The sequence below is a fragment of the Corynebacterium sp. MSK008 genome (assembly GCF_030232585.1).
Taxonomy (GTDB): domain Bacteria; phylum Actinomycetota; class Actinomycetes; order Mycobacteriales; family Mycobacteriaceae; genus Corynebacterium.
Map to the genome: position 1 here is coordinate 24,898 of NZ_JASPJX010000010.1, position 15,471 is coordinate 40,368.

15 protein-coding genes are annotated in these 15,471 nt (G+C 65.9%); 11 read left to right on the forward strand and 4 right to left on the reverse strand.

The genetic code is table 11. From position 1 onward, the window contains the following. Window positions 1–63 precede the first annotated feature (63 nt). The 3 genes from tig to QP996_RS08920 all read left to right on the forward strand — a co-directional run bounded on the left by tig (window position 64) and on the right by QP996_RS08920 (window position 3,068). A complete protein-coding gene (tig, locus tag QP996_RS08910; RefSeq protein ID WP_284872294.1) occupies window positions 64–1,419 on the forward strand; it encodes a trigger factor in 1,356 nt (451 codons plus the stop codon). Between the two features lie 401 nt (window positions 1,420–1,820). Beyond that, the gene (locus tag QP996_RS08915; RefSeq protein WP_070473726.1) at window positions 1,821–2,417 is read left to right on the forward strand and encodes an ATP-dependent Clp protease proteolytic subunit; all 597 of its coding nucleotides are present in this window, start codon (window positions 1,821–1,823) and stop codon (window positions 2,415–2,417) included. Between the two features lie 30 nt (window positions 2,418–2,447). Beyond that, window positions 2,448–3,068, forward strand: coding sequence for an ATP-dependent Clp protease proteolytic subunit (locus tag QP996_RS08920; RefSeq protein ID WP_181888943.1), 621 nt, complete (start codon window positions 2,448–2,450; stop codon window positions 3,066–3,068). A gap of 63 nt (window positions 3,069–3,131) precedes the next feature. Here QP996_RS08920 and QP996_RS08925 read toward each other — a convergent pair whose 3' ends face one another. Both QP996_RS08925 and QP996_RS08930 read right to left on the reverse strand, forming a co-directional pair. Beyond that, window positions 3,132–3,770 carry a hypothetical protein gene (locus QP996_RS08925; protein ID WP_284872295.1) on the reverse strand — a complete coding sequence of 213 codons (639 nt, stop codon included), beginning with the start codon at window positions 3,768–3,770 and terminating at the stop codon, window positions 3,132–3,134. A gap of 76 nt (window positions 3,771–3,846) precedes the next feature. Further along, entirely contained in the window at window positions 3,847–4,608 is a 762-nt protein-coding gene (locus tag QP996_RS08930; protein ID WP_284872296.1) for an alpha/beta fold hydrolase, read from the reverse strand. A 110-nt stretch (window positions 4,609–4,718) separates the two neighbouring features. On the opposite strand from QP996_RS08930, the gene clpX reads away from it, so the two are divergent. Further along, a complete protein-coding gene (clpX, locus tag QP996_RS08935; RefSeq protein ID WP_284872297.1) occupies window positions 4,719–5,999 on the forward strand; it encodes an ATP-dependent Clp protease ATP-binding subunit ClpX in 1,281 nt (426 codons plus the stop codon). Between the two features lie 11 nt (window positions 6,000–6,010). Here clpX and QP996_RS08940 read toward each other — a convergent pair whose 3' ends face one another. Then, complete coding sequence (locus tag QP996_RS08940; protein WP_284872298.1) at window positions 6,011–6,811, reverse strand: TetR/AcrR family transcriptional regulator; 801 nt, start codon at window positions 6,809–6,811, stop codon at window positions 6,011–6,013. Between the two features lie 79 nt (window positions 6,812–6,890). On the opposite strand from QP996_RS08940, the gene QP996_RS08945 reads away from it, so the two are divergent. From QP996_RS08945 to QP996_RS08960, 4 genes are read left to right on the forward strand one after another with little or no spacing between them, the layout of a single operon-like run. After that, window positions 6,891–7,844 carry a malate dehydrogenase gene (locus QP996_RS08945; RefSeq protein WP_284872299.1) on the forward strand — a complete coding sequence of 318 codons (954 nt, stop codon included), beginning with the start codon at window positions 6,891–6,893 and terminating at the stop codon, window positions 7,842–7,844. Between the two features lie 22 nt (window positions 7,845–7,866). Then, window positions 7,867–10,569, forward strand: coding sequence for a valine--tRNA ligase (locus QP996_RS08950; RefSeq protein WP_284872300.1), 2,703 nt, complete (start codon window positions 7,867–7,869; stop codon window positions 10,567–10,569). Then, a complete protein-coding gene (gene folC, locus QP996_RS08955; RefSeq protein WP_284872301.1) occupies window positions 10,570–12,063 on the forward strand; it encodes a bifunctional tetrahydrofolate synthase/dihydrofolate synthase in 1,494 nt (497 codons plus the stop codon). Then, window positions 12,060–12,485, forward strand: coding sequence for a DUF4233 domain-containing protein (locus QP996_RS08960; RefSeq protein WP_070473713.1), 426 nt, complete (start codon window positions 12,060–12,062; stop codon window positions 12,483–12,485). Before folC ends, QP996_RS08960 begins: the two co-directional genes overlap by 4 nt. An 8-nt stretch (window positions 12,486–12,493) precedes the next feature. Here QP996_RS08960 and QP996_RS08965 read toward each other — a convergent pair whose 3' ends face one another. After that, a complete protein-coding gene (locus QP996_RS08965) occupies window positions 12,494–13,903 on the reverse strand; it encodes an AMP-binding protein (RefSeq protein ID WP_284872302.1) in 1,410 nt (469 codons plus the stop codon). Window positions 13,904–13,928: 25 nt separating this feature from the next. On the opposite strand from QP996_RS08965, the gene QP996_RS08970 reads away from it, so the two are divergent. From QP996_RS08970 to QP996_RS08980, 3 genes are all read left to right on the forward strand, one after another. After that, window positions 13,929–14,234 carry a hypothetical protein gene (locus QP996_RS08970; protein WP_284872303.1) on the forward strand — a complete coding sequence of 102 codons (306 nt, stop codon included), beginning with the start codon at window positions 13,929–13,931 and terminating at the stop codon, window positions 14,232–14,234. A 28-nt stretch (window positions 14,235–14,262) separates the two neighbouring features. After that, entirely contained in the window at window positions 14,263–14,673 is a 411-nt protein-coding gene (gene ndk, locus QP996_RS08975) for a nucleoside-diphosphate kinase (protein ID WP_284872304.1), read from the forward strand. Between the two features lie 140 nt (window positions 14,674–14,813). Then, window positions 14,814–15,371, forward strand: a complete 558-nt coding sequence (locus tag QP996_RS08980; protein WP_284872305.1) for a TetR/AcrR family transcriptional regulator — start codon at window positions 14,814–14,816, stop codon at window positions 15,369–15,371. Window positions 15,372–15,471: the final 100 nt, after the last annotated feature.

Below are 15,471 nucleotides of genomic sequence, written 5' to 3' on the forward strand. Positions count from 1 at the left end.
TCGCGGGCCCGCCACATATAAACATCTGACAAACGTTGTTTCGATCTAGTACAGGAGAAATCCGTGAAGACTTCCGTCGACAAGCTCAGCGACACCCGCGTGAAGCTCAACGTCAGCGTGCCGTTCGACGAGCTGGGCAAGGAAATCGACCAGGCCTACAAGGCCATCGCCCAGCAGGTCAACATCCCGGGCTTCCGTCGTGGCAAGGCTCCGCGCCAGCTCATCGACGCTCGCTTCGGCCGCGGCCCGATCCTGGAGCAGGTTGTCAACGACATGCTGCCGACCCGCTACGAGCAGGCCCTGGCAGAAAACGAGATCAACCCGCTGGGCCAGCCGGAGATCGAGGTCACCAAGATCGAGGACAACGACGTCGTCGAGTTCACCGCCGAGGTCGACGTCCGCCCGGAGATCGAGGTGCCGGACTTCTCCAAGATTTCAGTGAAGGTCCCGGAGCTCAAGCTTGACGACGAAGCGGTCGACGCCGAGCTGGATACCCTCCGCGAGCGCTTTGGTGAGCTCAAGGACACCAAGCGCAAGCTGAAGACCGACGATTTTGCAATCATCGACCTCGAGGCAACCGTCGACGGCGAGAAGCTCGACGAGGCTTCCGCCGAGGGCCTGACCTACCGCGTCGGCGCCGACGACCTGATGAAGGGCCTGGACACCGCCCTGCGCGGCCTGAAGACCGGCGAGGACAACGAGTTCGAGTCCGAGATCCAGTACGGCGAGCACAAGGGCGAGAAGGCGACCGTGAAGGTCACCGTGCAGCAGACCAAGGAGCGCAAGCTTCCGGAGCTTGACGACGACTTCGCTCAGATGGCGTCCGAGTTCGACACCGTCGAGGAGCTGCGTAACTCCACCCGCGAGCAGGTCGAGGAGAACGCCAAGGCCAAGCAGGCAGCGGACATCCGCGACGAGGTGCTCAAGGCTGCCCTGGCAGAGTCCACGTTCGCTCTGCCGGAGTCCGTGGTGGATGAGCAGGTGCACAACCAGCTGCACCAGCTGCTGGGCCAGATGGCGCACGACGAGAACGCGTTCGCCCAGCTGCTCGAGGCGCAGGGCACTACTCGCGAGGAGTTTGACAAGCAGTCCCGCGAGCAGGCCGAAGAGTCCGTGCGCACCCAGCTGTTCCTCGACGCCGTCGCCGACCAGGAGCAGCCGGAGGTCTCCCAGCAGGAGCTGACCGACCACATTCTGTTCACCGCGCAGTCCTACGGCATGGACCCGAACCAGTTCGTCGCCCAGCTGCAGCAGTCCGGCCAGATTGCCAACCTGTTCTCCGACGTGCGCCGCGGCAAGGCCTTGGCCATTGCCATCTCCCGCACCCAGGTCGAGGACGAGGCCGGCAACAAGGTCGACCCGAACGAGTACTTCGGCGAGATCGAAGAGGACGAGTCTGAAGAGTCCGAGGAGAACTAAAACTCCACTCAAAAGCGGCCGGGGCGTGTTAATGCCCCGGCCGCTTTTGCGTTTTCTGGGGCCCTTCGCCAGATTTGTTCACTCCCACGGACCGTGCCGGTGAACGAATTCCGTTTTAGTCGGATGGTTTGTTCACTTTCCCCAGGTGGCAAAAGCCCGGAACCCGGTTGATTCACGGCGCAGTGAACAAATCTCCCCGCGGAAACCCGGCCCCGACACTTCGCGGCGGAATCCGTCAGGATGCCCCCATCGCCCCAGGTCGCCTCAAGCGGCTGCCGCGATTTGTCAGGAACCCACCCCAAAACCAGACCCGTACGCCGGTAGCGAACAGGCTCGGAGATACAGAAACACGCGAGTAGGGTAGTGGCGTTACCGGATGAACTAGCAAAGGAGCGTCTGTTATGACTTCCCCGACCCAAGGCATGAACCTGGGAGATTCCGTTTATGAACGTCTCCTCCGGGAGCGCATTATTTTCCTGGGCCAGCAGGTGGACGATGAGATCGCCAATAAGCTGTGTGCCCAGATTCTGCTGCTGTCGGCGGAGGATCCGACGCGCGATATTAACCTCTACATCAACTCGCCGGGCGGCTCTGTCACCGCCGGTATGGCGATTTACGACACTATGAAGTACTCCCCGTGCGACATCGCCACCTACGGTATGGGCTTGGCGGCGTCGATGGGCCAGTTCCTGCTCTCGGGCGGCACGAAGGGTAAGCGTTACGCGCTGCCGCACGCGCGCATTATGATGCACCAGCCGTCGGCGGGTGTCGGCGGCACCGCGGCCGACATCGCCATCCAGGCGGAGCAGTTCGCGGAGACGAAGCGCGAGATGGCGCAGCTTATCGCGGAGCACACGGGCCAGACTTTCGAGCAGATTACGAAGGATTCGGACCGCGACCGCTGGTTCAACGCCCAGCAGGCGAAGGAGTACGGCATCGTGGACCACGTCATTGAGAACGCAGCCCAGGCCGGCGAGCACTCCATCGGCGAGAACTAAGGCACACGAGGAATTAAGGAGACACCCACTATGACTTTCCAGATGCCCAACTCCCGCTACGTGCTGCCGCAGTTCCTGGAGGAAACCAGCTTCGGCACGAAGCAGATCGACCCGTACGGCAAGCTGTTCGAGGAGCGCATCGTCTTCCTGGGCACCCAGGTGGACGACACGTCCGCGAACGACATCATGGCGCAGCTTCTGGTGCTGGAGTCCCAGGATCCGGATCGCGATATCACGATGTACATCAACTCCCCGGGCGGTTCGTTTACCGCGCTGATGGCTATCTACGACACGATGCAGTACGTCCGCCCGGATGTGCAGACGGTTTGCCTGGGCCAGGCCGCGTCGGCAGCAGCGGTGATCCTCGCCGCCGGTGCGCCGGGCAAGCGCGCGGCGCTGCCGAACTCGCGCGTGCTGATCCACCAGCCGGCGACCCAGGGCACCCAGGGCCAGGTTTCTGACCTTGAGATTCAGGCCGCGGAGATCGAGCGTATGCGCCGCCTCATGGAGGACACGCTCGCGCACCACACGGGCCGCACGTCGGAGCAGGTCCGCATCGACACCGACCGCGACAAGATCCTCACCGCCTCCGAGGCTGTGGAGTACGGGATCATCGACCAGGTCTTTGATTACCGCAAGCTCAACGGTTAAGCACACACAAGAAACGCGCCCGGTTCACTTCCGGGCGCGTTTTGCTTTGCGACGAACCTCCGGCTACTCCGCCGCCTCTTCGGACGCCGAGTCGCAGAATGCCACGGCGTTGCGGATGGCCTCCGGCGCGGTTTCGAAGTCCTCGCGCGCCCAGCAGATGTCGCCCTCGTCGGTGGTGACGGGGTCGACGGAGACCCAACCCTGGCCCTTGGCGGCCCAGTAGTAGTCCTGCCCGTCGGAGGTGACGGTGCGGGCCCATTCGCGGTCGCAGAAGGTGCTGTACTCCTGGTTGCCGGAGGAGGCGCCCTGGGTGGGCCAGGCGCAGGTGGCGCCTGGGCGGTCGTCGACGATGGTTTCGCGCACCGGCTCCGGCTCGCGCGCAGCATTGTTGGAGTTGTTGGAGCTGCGGGACCCGGAACGCCTCGAGCTGGATTTGGTGGAGGTGCGCGTGGACGTCGACGACTTGGAGGACGACGAGCTCTCCGACGACTTCGTCGTGGTGGTAGACGAGGTGGATGTCTCATCCTCGTCGTCGGCCTCGGTGGTCGTCGGCGTCGGGGTCGGGGTGGTGCTGGTTTGCGGGAAATCCAGCATGGGCTCCGCCAGGGGCTCTACGTCCGCGCCGGAGTCCGAGCAACCGGCCAGCAGCGACGCGGCGAGGGCGGCTGCGGCGAAGGCAGAAAATGTGCGGCTGCGATTCACGGATCGGTTCCTTTCGGGGTGCGCGTCTGAGGGGGCACCGGTGGGCGCGAGTATTTAACGTGTACAGGCTAGCGGATTAGTTTCCAAGGAACCGCGTTAGTGCGGTGTTGAATTCTTGCGGGTTCTCAATGGCCACTTGGTGGGCGGCCGGGTCCACCACCACGGACTGGGACGGGCCGGCGACACTTGCGGCGATCTCGGCCAGCTTCTCGGGCGGGCAGGTCGGGTCGGACGCACCCGCGATGGTGAGCACCGGGCAGGTGATCTTCCCCAGCTCGTCGGCGAAATCCCAGGTGGCAAGCGCGGTGCCGTTGTGGGCGTAGCCTTCGTCGTCGACGGAGTCGATCATGTCGGCCACGCGCTGCACCGCATCCGGGTGCTGCTCACGAAACTGCTCTGTGAACCAGTTTTCCATCAGGGTGGGGGTGAGGCCGGAGGTGCCGTCGTGAAGCGCGGTGCTGATCTTTTGCTCCCACGCCTCCTCGCCGCCGAGGTAGGTGGCGGTGGCGGCGAAGACGGCCTTGTCCACGCGGCCGCTGTGCGCGGCGAGCCACTGCGCGATCGCGCCGCCGAGGGAGACACCGACGACGCTGAAGCGCTCCACGCCGAGCTCGTCGAGTGCGGCGAGGACGTCGCGGCCGAGGGTGCCCACCTCCGCGGGGCGCTCCGCCGGCACGCTGGAGCCGCCGTGGCCGCGGTGGTCGACGGTGATCACGCGGTAGCCGGAAAGCGCGGGGATCACCTCAGACCACGCCTCGGAGGTGGTGGCGATGGAGCTGAGCAGCACCACCGCCTCGCCGTCGGGGGTGCCGAATTCTTGCGTGTGAAGAAACGTCATGGGCCCCATTTTCGCACGCGCGCGAAAGTTGTGTCGGCGCGGCAGGTACGGTTTGACGCAACGATTAGACTCGGTGGGGATTGACCGAAGACGGGAGTAGATAGGCGCATATGGCAACTACGCACGACAGCGCGAACCTGCTCAAGTGCTCTTTCTGCGGGAAGAGTCAGCAGCAGGTGCGCAAGCTCATCGCCGGCGGCGGCGTCTACATCTGCGACGAGTGTATCGAGCTGTGCAACGAGATCATCGAGGAAGAGCTCGCCGGCGCGCAGAACACGAAGGACGCCGACGACCCGGACCGCCTGCCGCGCCCGAGCGAGATCACGGCGTTTTTGGACGAGTACGTCATCGGCCAGGACACCGCAAAGAAGACACTGGCTGTGGCGGTGTACAACCACTACAAGCGCGTCAAGGCCGAAAGCTCGAACGTGTCCAGCCGCAAGCGCGACGAGGACGTGGAGATTGCCAAGTCCAACATTTTGCTGCTCGGCCCCACCGGCTCCGGCAAGACCTACCTGGCGCAGACGCTGGCGCGCATGCTGAACGTGCCGTTCGCCATCGCGGACGCCACCAGCCTCACCGAGGCCGGCTACGTCGGCGAGGACGTGGAGAACATTCTGCTGAAGCTGTTGCAGGCGGCGGATTTCGACGTCAACCGCGCCCAGCACGGCATCATCTACGTCGACGAGGTGGACAAGATCTCGCGTAAGTCCGAGAACCCGTCGATTACCCGCGACGTTTCCGGCGAGGGCGTGCAGCAGGCGCTGTTGAAGATCCTGGAGGGCACCACCGCGTCCGTGCCGCCGCAGGGCGGGCGCAAGCACCCGAACCAGGAGTTCATCCAGGTGGACACCACGAACATCCTGTTCATCGTCGCGGGCGCGTTCGCCGGGCTGGACAAGGTGGTCGCTGAGCGCGTGGGCAAGAAGGGCATCGGTTTCGGCGCGGAGATCGATTCGAAGGAGCAGCGCGACGAGGCGGATCTGCTCGCGCAGGTGCAGCCGGGCGATTTGGTCAAGTTCGGCCTGATCCCGGAGTTCATCGGCCGTCTGCCCATCCTCGCGCATGTGAACGATCTGGACCGCGATTCGATGAAGCGCGTCCTCACGGAGCCGAAGAACTCGCTGGTCAAGCAGTATCAGCGCCTGTTCGCCATGGACGGCGCGGAGCTGACTGTCACCGACGGGGCGCTCGGCGTGATCGCCGATAAGGCGGCGGAACGCAAGACCGGTGCGCGCGGCCTGCGCGCGATCATGGAAGAGCTGCTCGTGCCGATCATGTACGAGCTGCCGGACCGTGAGAACGTCGCCGAGGTTGTCGTCGACGAGGCTGTGGCACTCGGTACGGGGGAGCCGAAGTACATCGAGGCCGAAGAAAAGCAGTCTGCTTAGCGACGGGGCTGTCAGACGATGCGGCCCTGGTCGCCGTAGATGTCGAACAGCTCGTCCGGGTCCGCATCCTCGGCGGGGGCGGGGGCGGCCTCGAGGTAGGACTCGTAGCCGGAATAGGAGATGTTGGAGGTTAGAAACGCCAGCACGGCGTCGATGACCATGCGTCGCATGCCGTCGACGTTGCGGCGGCTATCCACGTCCACGCCGAGGACGTGCTTGGCGGTGGCGGCGTTGCCCACGCGGTAGAGACACAGCGACGAGATCAGGGTGAGCAGGTCCACTGCGGTGATGCCGGGGCGGAATGCGCCGGCATCCTGGCCGGCGAGCAAGAGGCGCTCGGCGTGGAGGGTCACGTCGCGCACCCCGGTGAGCGCCGAGGCGTCCTCGGCCTCAATCGCCGGGTCCAAGTTTTCGCGCAGAATCAGGCGCACGGCGTCCGGGTTGTGCAAAAATGCGTGGTAGAGCGCGTCCACGAAGCGGCGCATGCCTTCCACGGGCACGGCGTGCGAGCGGTTGAGGATGTTCTCCGGCGGGGCCAGCTGCTCCAGCGCGAGGCGCAGCGCGGCGGTGTAGAGGCCCCGCTTGTCGCCGAAGTGGTAGTGGATCATGCGCTTGGTCATGCCGGTTTTCTTGGCCAGCGTCTCCACTTTTGCGCCGGAGTAGCCCTTGCGGGCGAACGCGGTCAGGGCGACGCGGACCACGGCGTCGGGGGATGGCGCGCCGGAGGTCGCGTCGGCACCGTCGGTCACGTCCGTCCCCTTTCGCTCGAAATACCCCTCAATCGTGCACCAGATGTCCGCTCCCGGGCGCATAGCGGTGAATTTCCGCCCCGCCCGGGGGTAAGTTACTGTGAGGCAAGGCACAGACAATTCGAGCGAAGGAGCACAACACATGGCAAAGATCGTGGTCACCGGCGCTGCCGGCAACATTGCGTACTCCCTGCTGTGGCGTATCGCCGCAGGTGACGTGTTCGGCGACGAGCCGGTGGATCTGACCCTGTTAGAAATCCCGGACGCGGTGCGCGCCGCCGAGGGCACCGCGATGGAGCTTTCGGATTCCGCCCTGCCGCTGGTGAACTCCATCGTAGTCACCGACGACGCCACCAAGGCTTTCGACGGCGCCGAGGCCGCCTTCCTGGTGGGCGCGAAACCGCGCGGCAAGGGTGAGTCGCGCGCGGACATGCTCGCCGCCAACGGGAAAATCTTCATCGGCCAAGGGCAGGCCATCAACGCGGGAGCGGCGGACAACATCCGCGTGCTGGTGGTGGGCAACCCAGCCAACACCAACGCCTACATCGCCTCCAAGGCGGCGCCCGACGTGCCGAAGGACCGTTTTAACGCCCTGATGCGCCTGGACCACAACCGGGCGCAATCGATGTTGGCGGACCGGTTGTCCGTGCCGTCGAGAAGCATTGAGCGCCTCGTGGTGTGGGGCAACCACTCGGACACGCAGTTCCCGGACGTCACCTACGCCACTGCGGGCGGCAACCGGGTTGAGGTGGACCGCGAGTGGTACACCGGCGAGTTCATCCCGCGCGTGGCCAAGCGCGGCGCGGAGATCATCGACGTGCGCGGCAAGTCCTCGGCGGCGTCGGCGGCGTCGGCGTCCGTGGACCACATGCGCGATTGGGTGCATGGCACCGGTGAGCGGTGGGCGACGGTGGCGTTGCCGTCGACAGGCGAATACGGTGTGGACGAAGGCCTGGTCTTCGGCTTCCCGGCCGTAAGCGACGGCAGCTGGCGGGTCGTTGAGGGGCTCGAGCTTTCCGACGACCAAAGGACCCGCATCGACGCCAACATCGAGGCCCTGCGGGAGGAAGCCGCCATCGCCGACAAGCTGTTTTAGGGCGCTGGTTAAGATAGGGCGCGTGACTCAGAACGATCTTGCGAACCAACTGCCCAAGTCGTGGGAACCCAGCGCCCACGAACGCGACCTGTACGAAGGTTGGGTAGACGCCGGTTACTTCACGGCGGACCCGGCCTCGGACAAGCCCGCGTACTCGATCGTGCTGCCGCCGCCGAACGTGACCGGCCAGCTGCACATGGGCCACGCCCTCGACCACACGCTGATGGATTCCCTGGTGCGCCGCAAGCGCATGCAGGGCTACGAGGTGCTGTGGCTGCCGGGCATGGACCACGCCGGCATCGCCACCCAAACCAAGGTGGAAGCCAAGCTCAAGGCGGAAGAGGGCAAGGACCGCTACGACTACGGGCGCGAGGAGTTCATCGAGCGCGTCTGGGAGTGGAAGGAGCAGTACGGCGGCACCATCACCACGCAGATGCGCGCCATCGGCGACTCGGTGGACTGGTCGCGCGAGCGCTTCACGCTTGACGACGGCCTATCGCGCGCCGTGCAGACCATCTTCAAACAGCTCTACGATCGCGGCCTGGTCTACCGCGACTACCGCCTGGTCAACTGGTCGCCGGTGCTGGAAACGGCCGTCTCCGACATCGAGGTGGTGTACAAGGACATCGAGGGCGAGTTCGTCTCCATCCGCTACGGCTCGCTGAACGACGACGAGCCGCACCTGGTCGTCGCGACCACCCGTGTGGAGACAATGCTTGGCGACGTCGCTATCGCCGTCCACCCCCATGACGAGCGCTACGCGGACCTGATCGGCCAGGTCTTCCCACACCCGCTGCGCGATGACCTGCAGATTGAGGTCATCGCCGACGACTACGTTGACATGGAACTGGGCACCGGTGCCGTGAAGATCACCCCGGCGCACGACCCGAACGACTACGAGATGGGCCTGCGCCACAACCTGGACATGCCGATCATCATGGACGAGAAGGGCCGCATCGCCGATACCGGCACCCGCTTCGACGGCATGACGCGCGAGGACGCCCGCGTGGCCGTGCGCGAGGCGCTGGCGGAGCAGGGCCGCATTGTCAAGGAGGTGCGCCCGTACGTGCACTCCGTGGGCCACTCGGAGCGCTCCGGCGAGCCGATCGAGCCGCGTTTGTCCCTGCAGTGGTTTGTCAAGGTCGACGAGCTGGCAAAGATGTCCGGCGACGCGGTGCGCGAAGGCGACACGAAGATCCACCCGGAGAGCATGGAGAAGCGCTACTTCGACTGGGTGGACAACATGCACGACTGGACGATCTCGCGCCAGCTGTGGTGGGGCCACCGCATCCCGATCTGGTACGGCCCGGAGGACGAAAACGGCGAGCGCGACGTGGTCTGCGTCGGCCCGGACGAACAACCGCCGGCAGGCTACGAGCAGGACCCGGACGTGCTGGACACCTGGTTTTCGTCCGCCCTGTGGCCGTTTTCCACCATGGGCTGGCCGGAAAAGACCCCGGAGCTGGAGAAGTTCTACCCCACCACGGTGCTGGTCACGGCCTACGACATCCTGTTCTTCTGGGTGGCGCGCATGATGATGTTCGGCACCTTCGCCGGCCAGGAAACCCCGGAGGTGTTCGGCGAGGGGGTAGATGGCCGCCCGCAGATTCCGTTCCACAACCTGTACCTGCACGGCCTGGTGCGCGACGAAAAGGGCCGCAAGATGTCCAAGTCACTGGGCAACGGCATCGACCCGATGGACTGGGTGGAGCAATACGGCGCGGACGCGCTGCGCTTCGCCCTGGCCCGCGGCGCGAACCCGGGCGTGGACCTGCCGATTGGCGACGACCATGCCACCGCCGCCCGCAACTTCGCCACCAAGCTGTTCAACGCCACCAAGTTCGCCCTGATGAACGGCGCGCACGTCGGCGAGCTGCCGGCTCGCGAGGCGCTCACGGACGCGGACCGCTGGATCCTGGACCGCGCTGAGGAAGTCCGCGCCAAGGTGGACGCCTACCTGGACGACTACCAGTTTGCCAAGGCCAACGAGGCGCTCTACCACTTCGCGTGGGACGAGCTGTGCGACTGGTACCTGGAGATCGCCAAGACCCAGATCCCGCGGGACGGCGAGAGCGAGCAGGGCGAAAACACGAAGGTCGTGCTCGGCCGCGTTCTCGATGTCGTGCTGCGCCTTTTGCACCCGACCATGCCGTTTGTCACCGAGGTGCTGTGGAAGGCGCTCACCGGCGAGGCAACCGTCACCACTGCGCCGTGGCCGACCGCGGACGACACCAACGGCGGCGCCGAGACCGACACGAAGGCCCGCACCCGCGTCGAGGACGCCATCAAGCTCATCACCGAGCTGCGCCGCTTCCGCTCCGACCAGGGCGTCAAGCCTTCGCAGAAGGTGCCGGCCCGCGTGGACTTCGCGTCCGCGGACCTGGCGGAGCTCGAAGACGTGGTCCGCCAGATTGCCAGGGTGGAGGAGCCCGGGGAGGACTTTAGCGCGTCGGCAAGCATCGAAATGCGCCTGAGCCAAGCCAACCTCGACGTCGCGCTGGACACCTCCGGCACCGTCGACGTCGCCGCGGAGCGCAAGCGCCTGGAAAAGGAGCTCGCCGCGGCGCAGAAGGAGCTGGACACCACAGGCGCGAAGCTTGCCAACGAGCAGTTCCTGGCCAACGCGCCGGAGGCTGTGGTGGAAAAGATCAAGGTGCGCCAGCAGGTCGCGCAGGAAGAGTTCGAGCGCGTCACCGCACGCCTGGAACAGCTGCCGGAGGCCTAAGTGGCAGACAACGATTTCGAGCTGCCCGAACTTCCCGAGCAGTACGACATCCAGCAGACCGACACCGGCCTGACGCTCAACCTCGGCGCGCCGGGGGAGAGCAACGAGACCGAAGCGCTCGCCCCGCGCGGCGTGAGCGAGGAAGATCTGGTCGCGCTCGCGCAGGTGGAAGCCGAGCTCACCGCCCGCTGGCCGGAGACCGACATCGACCCGAGCTTAGAGCGCATCGAGCTGCTCATGGATTTCTTGGGCGAGCCGCAGAAGTCCTTCAAGGTCATCCACGTCGCCGGCACCAACGGCAAGACATCCACGGTGCGGATGGTGGAGTCGCTTTTGCGCTCGTTCGGCAACCGCGTGGGCCGCACCACCAGCCCGCACCTGCAATCCGTCACCGAGCGCATCGGCATCGACGGCGAGCCGATCCACCCAGCGGACTTCGTGCGCATCTACCGCGAGATCGAGCCGTACATCCAGATGGTGGACGAGCGCACCGGCGTGCCCATGAGCTACTTCGAGGTCATGGTGGGCCTCGCGTTCGCGGCCTTTGCGGATGCGCCTGTCGACGTCGCCGTGGTCGAAGTCGGCATGGGCGGGCGCTGGGACGCCACCAATGTCGTCGACGCGGACGTGGACGTAATCATGCCCGTCGGCCTGGACCACACCGACTACCTGGGCGACACGATCGGGGAGATCGCGGGCGAGAAAGCCGGGATTATCCGCAGCGCGGACGCCGTAGCCGTGATCGGCCAGCAGGACCCGGACGCGATGCGCGTGATCCTGGAGCGCACCGTGGAAATCGGCGCGCCCGTGGCTCGCTTCGGCCAGGAATTCGGCGTGGCCGCCTCCGAGGTGGCCGTTGGCGGGCAGACGCTCACGCTCAAGGGCCTATCCGGCGAGTACGCGGACGTGTTCATTCCGCTGTCCGGGCCGCACCAGGCCCACAACGCCTCGGTGGTGCTGGCGGCGGTGGAGGCGTTCCTCGGCGCGTCGTCGGAGCGCACGCTCGACGCGGACACCGTGCGCGAAGGTTTTGCCGCCACCACCTCACCGGGCAGGTTGGAGCGCGTGCGCGCCACCCCGACGACGTTCGTTGACGCCACGCACAACCCCCACGGCGCGCAGGCGCTCGCGGCGGCGCTGGAGCGCGACTTCGACTTCACCCGCCTGATCGGCGTGCTCGGCATTTTGGGCGACAAGGACGCCCGGGGCATCATGGAGGCGCTTGAGCCGGTGCTCACCGAGGTGGTGATCACGCAGAACACCTCGCCGCGCGCCACGGACGCCTACGAGCTGGCGGATACCGCCCGCGAGGTCTTCGGCGACGAACGCGTGCACGTCGAGGAGCACCTGCCATCCGCCTACGCACTCGCCGTCGAACTGGCGGAAGAAGCGCTCGCCGAGGTGGGCGTGCAGTCCGGCTCCGGTGTGATCATCACCGGCTCGGTGGTTACCGCCGGCGAGGCCCGCGCCATGTTTGGAAAGGACCCGCAATGACACCCAAAAACCAGCAGATGGGGCCGCTCGGCCCCGGCAAAGCGCCGGTCAAGGACCCGATGTCGGGGCTGACCGGCGTGCTTGCCGGCACGCTGATCATGGAGGCCATCACCGTCCTGCTCATCCTCACCGTCATCCTCAAAGTCGACGGCGGCGAGCACTGGACCACCTTCAACTGGGTCTACATCACCGTCATCGGCCTGGCGCATGTGGTCATGGCGTTCTTCCAGAAGAAGCCGGCCGCACTCTGGATCGACCTGGCGCTGCAGATCCCGCTGATCTTCGGCTTCTTCATCCACTGGTCGGTGACGGCCGTGGGCATCATCTTCGGCATCGTGTGGTACTTCGTCATCCGCATGCGCTCCGAGATTGTCCAGCGCATGCGCGGCGGCTACCTCACCACCCAACACTTGGGTACTTAGAGGGGCACTTAGAGGTCCTTGCGCAAAATCTTGCCGGCGGCGTTGCGGGGGATCGCGTCCACGAACGCCACGGCGCGCACCTTTTTATAGGCGGTCACGCGCGCCGCCACCCACTCCATCACCTCGGCTTCGCTCAAAAGCCCTCGCTTTACGACGAAAGCCTCCGGCACCCCGCCGCGCTCGGCCACAGCCACATCATCGATCTGCGGGTGCGTGAGCATGAGCGCCTCGAGTTCGGCGGGGGCGATCTGGAACCCGTGGTACTTGAACACGTCTTTGGCGCGGTCCACGACCGTGACTGTGGCGTCCGGGTTCACCCGCGCGATGTCGCCGGTGCGCAGCCAGCCGTCCACGATGGCGTTGCGAGTGGCCTCCGGGTTGTGAAGGTAACCGCGCATGACTTGGGGGCCGCGGACGTGCAGCTCCCCGTCCTCACCGTCGGGAAGTTCCGCGCCGGTGTCCATATCCACCACGCGGAAGTCCGTGTTGGGGATGGCGAACCCGATGGTGCCCGGGTTGGACTTGCCGGCGACGCCGACGTGGGTCACCGGCGAGGACTCGGTGGTGCCGTAGCCTTGCAGCATGACTATGCCCAGGCGGTCTTCCACGCGCCGGGCCAGCGCCTCGTCCAAGGGGGCGGCGCCGCAGACCATGTGGGCGCATGCGGCGAAATCGGCCGGGTCGATCACGGGTGAGTTCGCCAACGCCAGCGCGATCGGCGGGGCGATGAAACTCAGCTCGATGTCGTGCTCGCGGTGGGCGCGCGCGAACTCGCCGAGGTCGAAGCGCGCGGCGGTGAACACGTGCCGGCCCGCGGCCAGCGAGGACAACAGCAGCGTGTTCAGCCCGTAGATGTGGGAAAACGGCAGGAGAGCGGCCACGCGGGTGCCCTCGCCGATGCTGCTGGCGGCCAGCGCCGCGTTGAACTGCACGGCGTTGGCGGTAATCGAGCGGTGCGTCAGCTCCACCCCCTTGGGCAGGCCGGTCGTGCCGGAGGAAAACGGGATGGCCGCAACCGCATCCGGGTCGGCTGGCGCGAAGGCGTCAGCGGGGCCGGGGGCGAGCTCGTCCGGCTCGACACGGTGGGTGACACCGGCGAGGGCGGTGAGGCGGGACGCTTCGACGTCGATAAGCGAATGCCCGATCAGACACGCCGCCGCACCCGTGCGCGCGACGGCCAGCAGAGCGACCGCGAAGTCGATGGAGTTGGGCAGCCGCAGCTCAACAACGCTGCCCGGGCCCACGCCGCGGTTGCGCAGGCGGGTGGCGGCGGCGTCCGCGAGCGCGCCCAGCTCGGCGTAGGTGACGGTGCGGCCGGTGTCGTACTCGGTGATTGCGGGCATATCAGCGCGCGGGATGAGGCGGTCGAGCGGAACGTGAGGCAGCGCGACATCCGGCAGGGGAGAGCTGTGCACCATGGTGAACAAGGCTACGGTATTGCCCATGCGCATCGTGAGTTTTGCCCTGGCCGCCGTGTTCTCCATCGTCGCGGTGGTGGCCGTCTACACCACCCTGCCCGGGTGGGTTGGCACAGCGTCGATCGTCGCCGCCGGGCTGTTTTTGGTGCTCGGGTTCTACGAGCAATACACGCGCCGTGAGGTTGTCGCGCCCGAGCTTGACGACGAACAACGCGCCACCGTCCAACGCATGAAAGCTGAGGGCAACTTCCAACTGGCGGTGCAGCAGGTGCAGCTGTGGTTCCGCAACACCACACCGGAAGACGCAGCGCGCATCGTGCGCGAGGCTTAAATACGACTTTGGGGTAAGATTTTGGGCTATGACTGAACGCACTCTGATCCTGATCAAGCCCGACGGTGTCGAAAACGGCCACGTCGGCGACATCATTGCCCGCATCGAGCGCAAGGGCCTGAAGCTGGTTGAGCTGGACCTGCGCACCGCAGACCGCGAGACCGCTGAGAAGCACTACGCCGAGCACAAGGACAAGCCGTTCTTCGGCGAGCTGGTGGACTTCATCACCTCCGCGCCGCTGGTTGCCGGCATCGTCGAGGGCGAGCGCGCCATCGAGGCGTGGCGCCAGCTGGCCGGCGGGACCGACCCGGTTTCCAAGGCCACCCCGGGCACCATCCGCGGCGACTTCGCGTTGTCCGTGGCGGAGAACGTCGTGCACGGTTCCGACTCGCCGGAGTCCGCCGAGCGCGAGATCGGCATTTGGTTCCCGAACCTTTAAATGCTTTGTTTTTCCACACCGCAGCCACCCGGCTGCGGTGTTTTTTCACGCTTAGGGCGGGGGAATTTCGGACGCGCCCAGCCAACTGTTGTATAAATAGAGTCGCATGTAATTAGTCGTAGTGAGAAAGGTAGACGGCGGTGGCATCTCGCAGCGAACAGGCACGGGCGGTGGAGAAGCGCTCTGCGATCCTGGATGCGGCGATCGAACTGCTGCTCACAGAGGGGTTGAAGGGGCTGACGCACCGGCAGGTCGCGGCGGCGGCAGCGGTGCCGGTGGGGTCCATCGGCTACTACTACTCCACGCGCAACAAGCTCGTGGCCACCTGCTTCGGGAAGCTCGTGCAGGGCCGCCTCGACGCATTCAAGCGCGCGAAGGACGGAGGGGTCGAGCTTTCGGACCCGGTGCAGCTGGCCGAAGCGGTCGTCGACGTGGTGGCCTGCGGTCAGCCGGAACGCGCTAGTGCGGTGGTCACCGCGTTCGTGGAGGCCCATCGTGAATCCGATGAGGTTGGCGACTACGTCCGCCGCGCCCTGGAACAGGTGAAGGGGCTCATCGCTGAACTGCTGCAGCTCGCCGGTGTGGATTTCAACGCCTCGCGGGTGCTGCAGATCGTTGTGGGCACCGCCCTGACCGAAAGCCACGAGAACGCCCCCGTAGCCGCGGTGGCGGATCTTCTGCGACTGGCCGAGAAGTAATCACTGCCCCGCTGTGCCACAATGGGCAGCGCAGGCGCCGCGATCGCGGTGCTAGGAAACTTTCACGTGTACCGCACCGTGGGGTTCGCCGCGCGGCCGC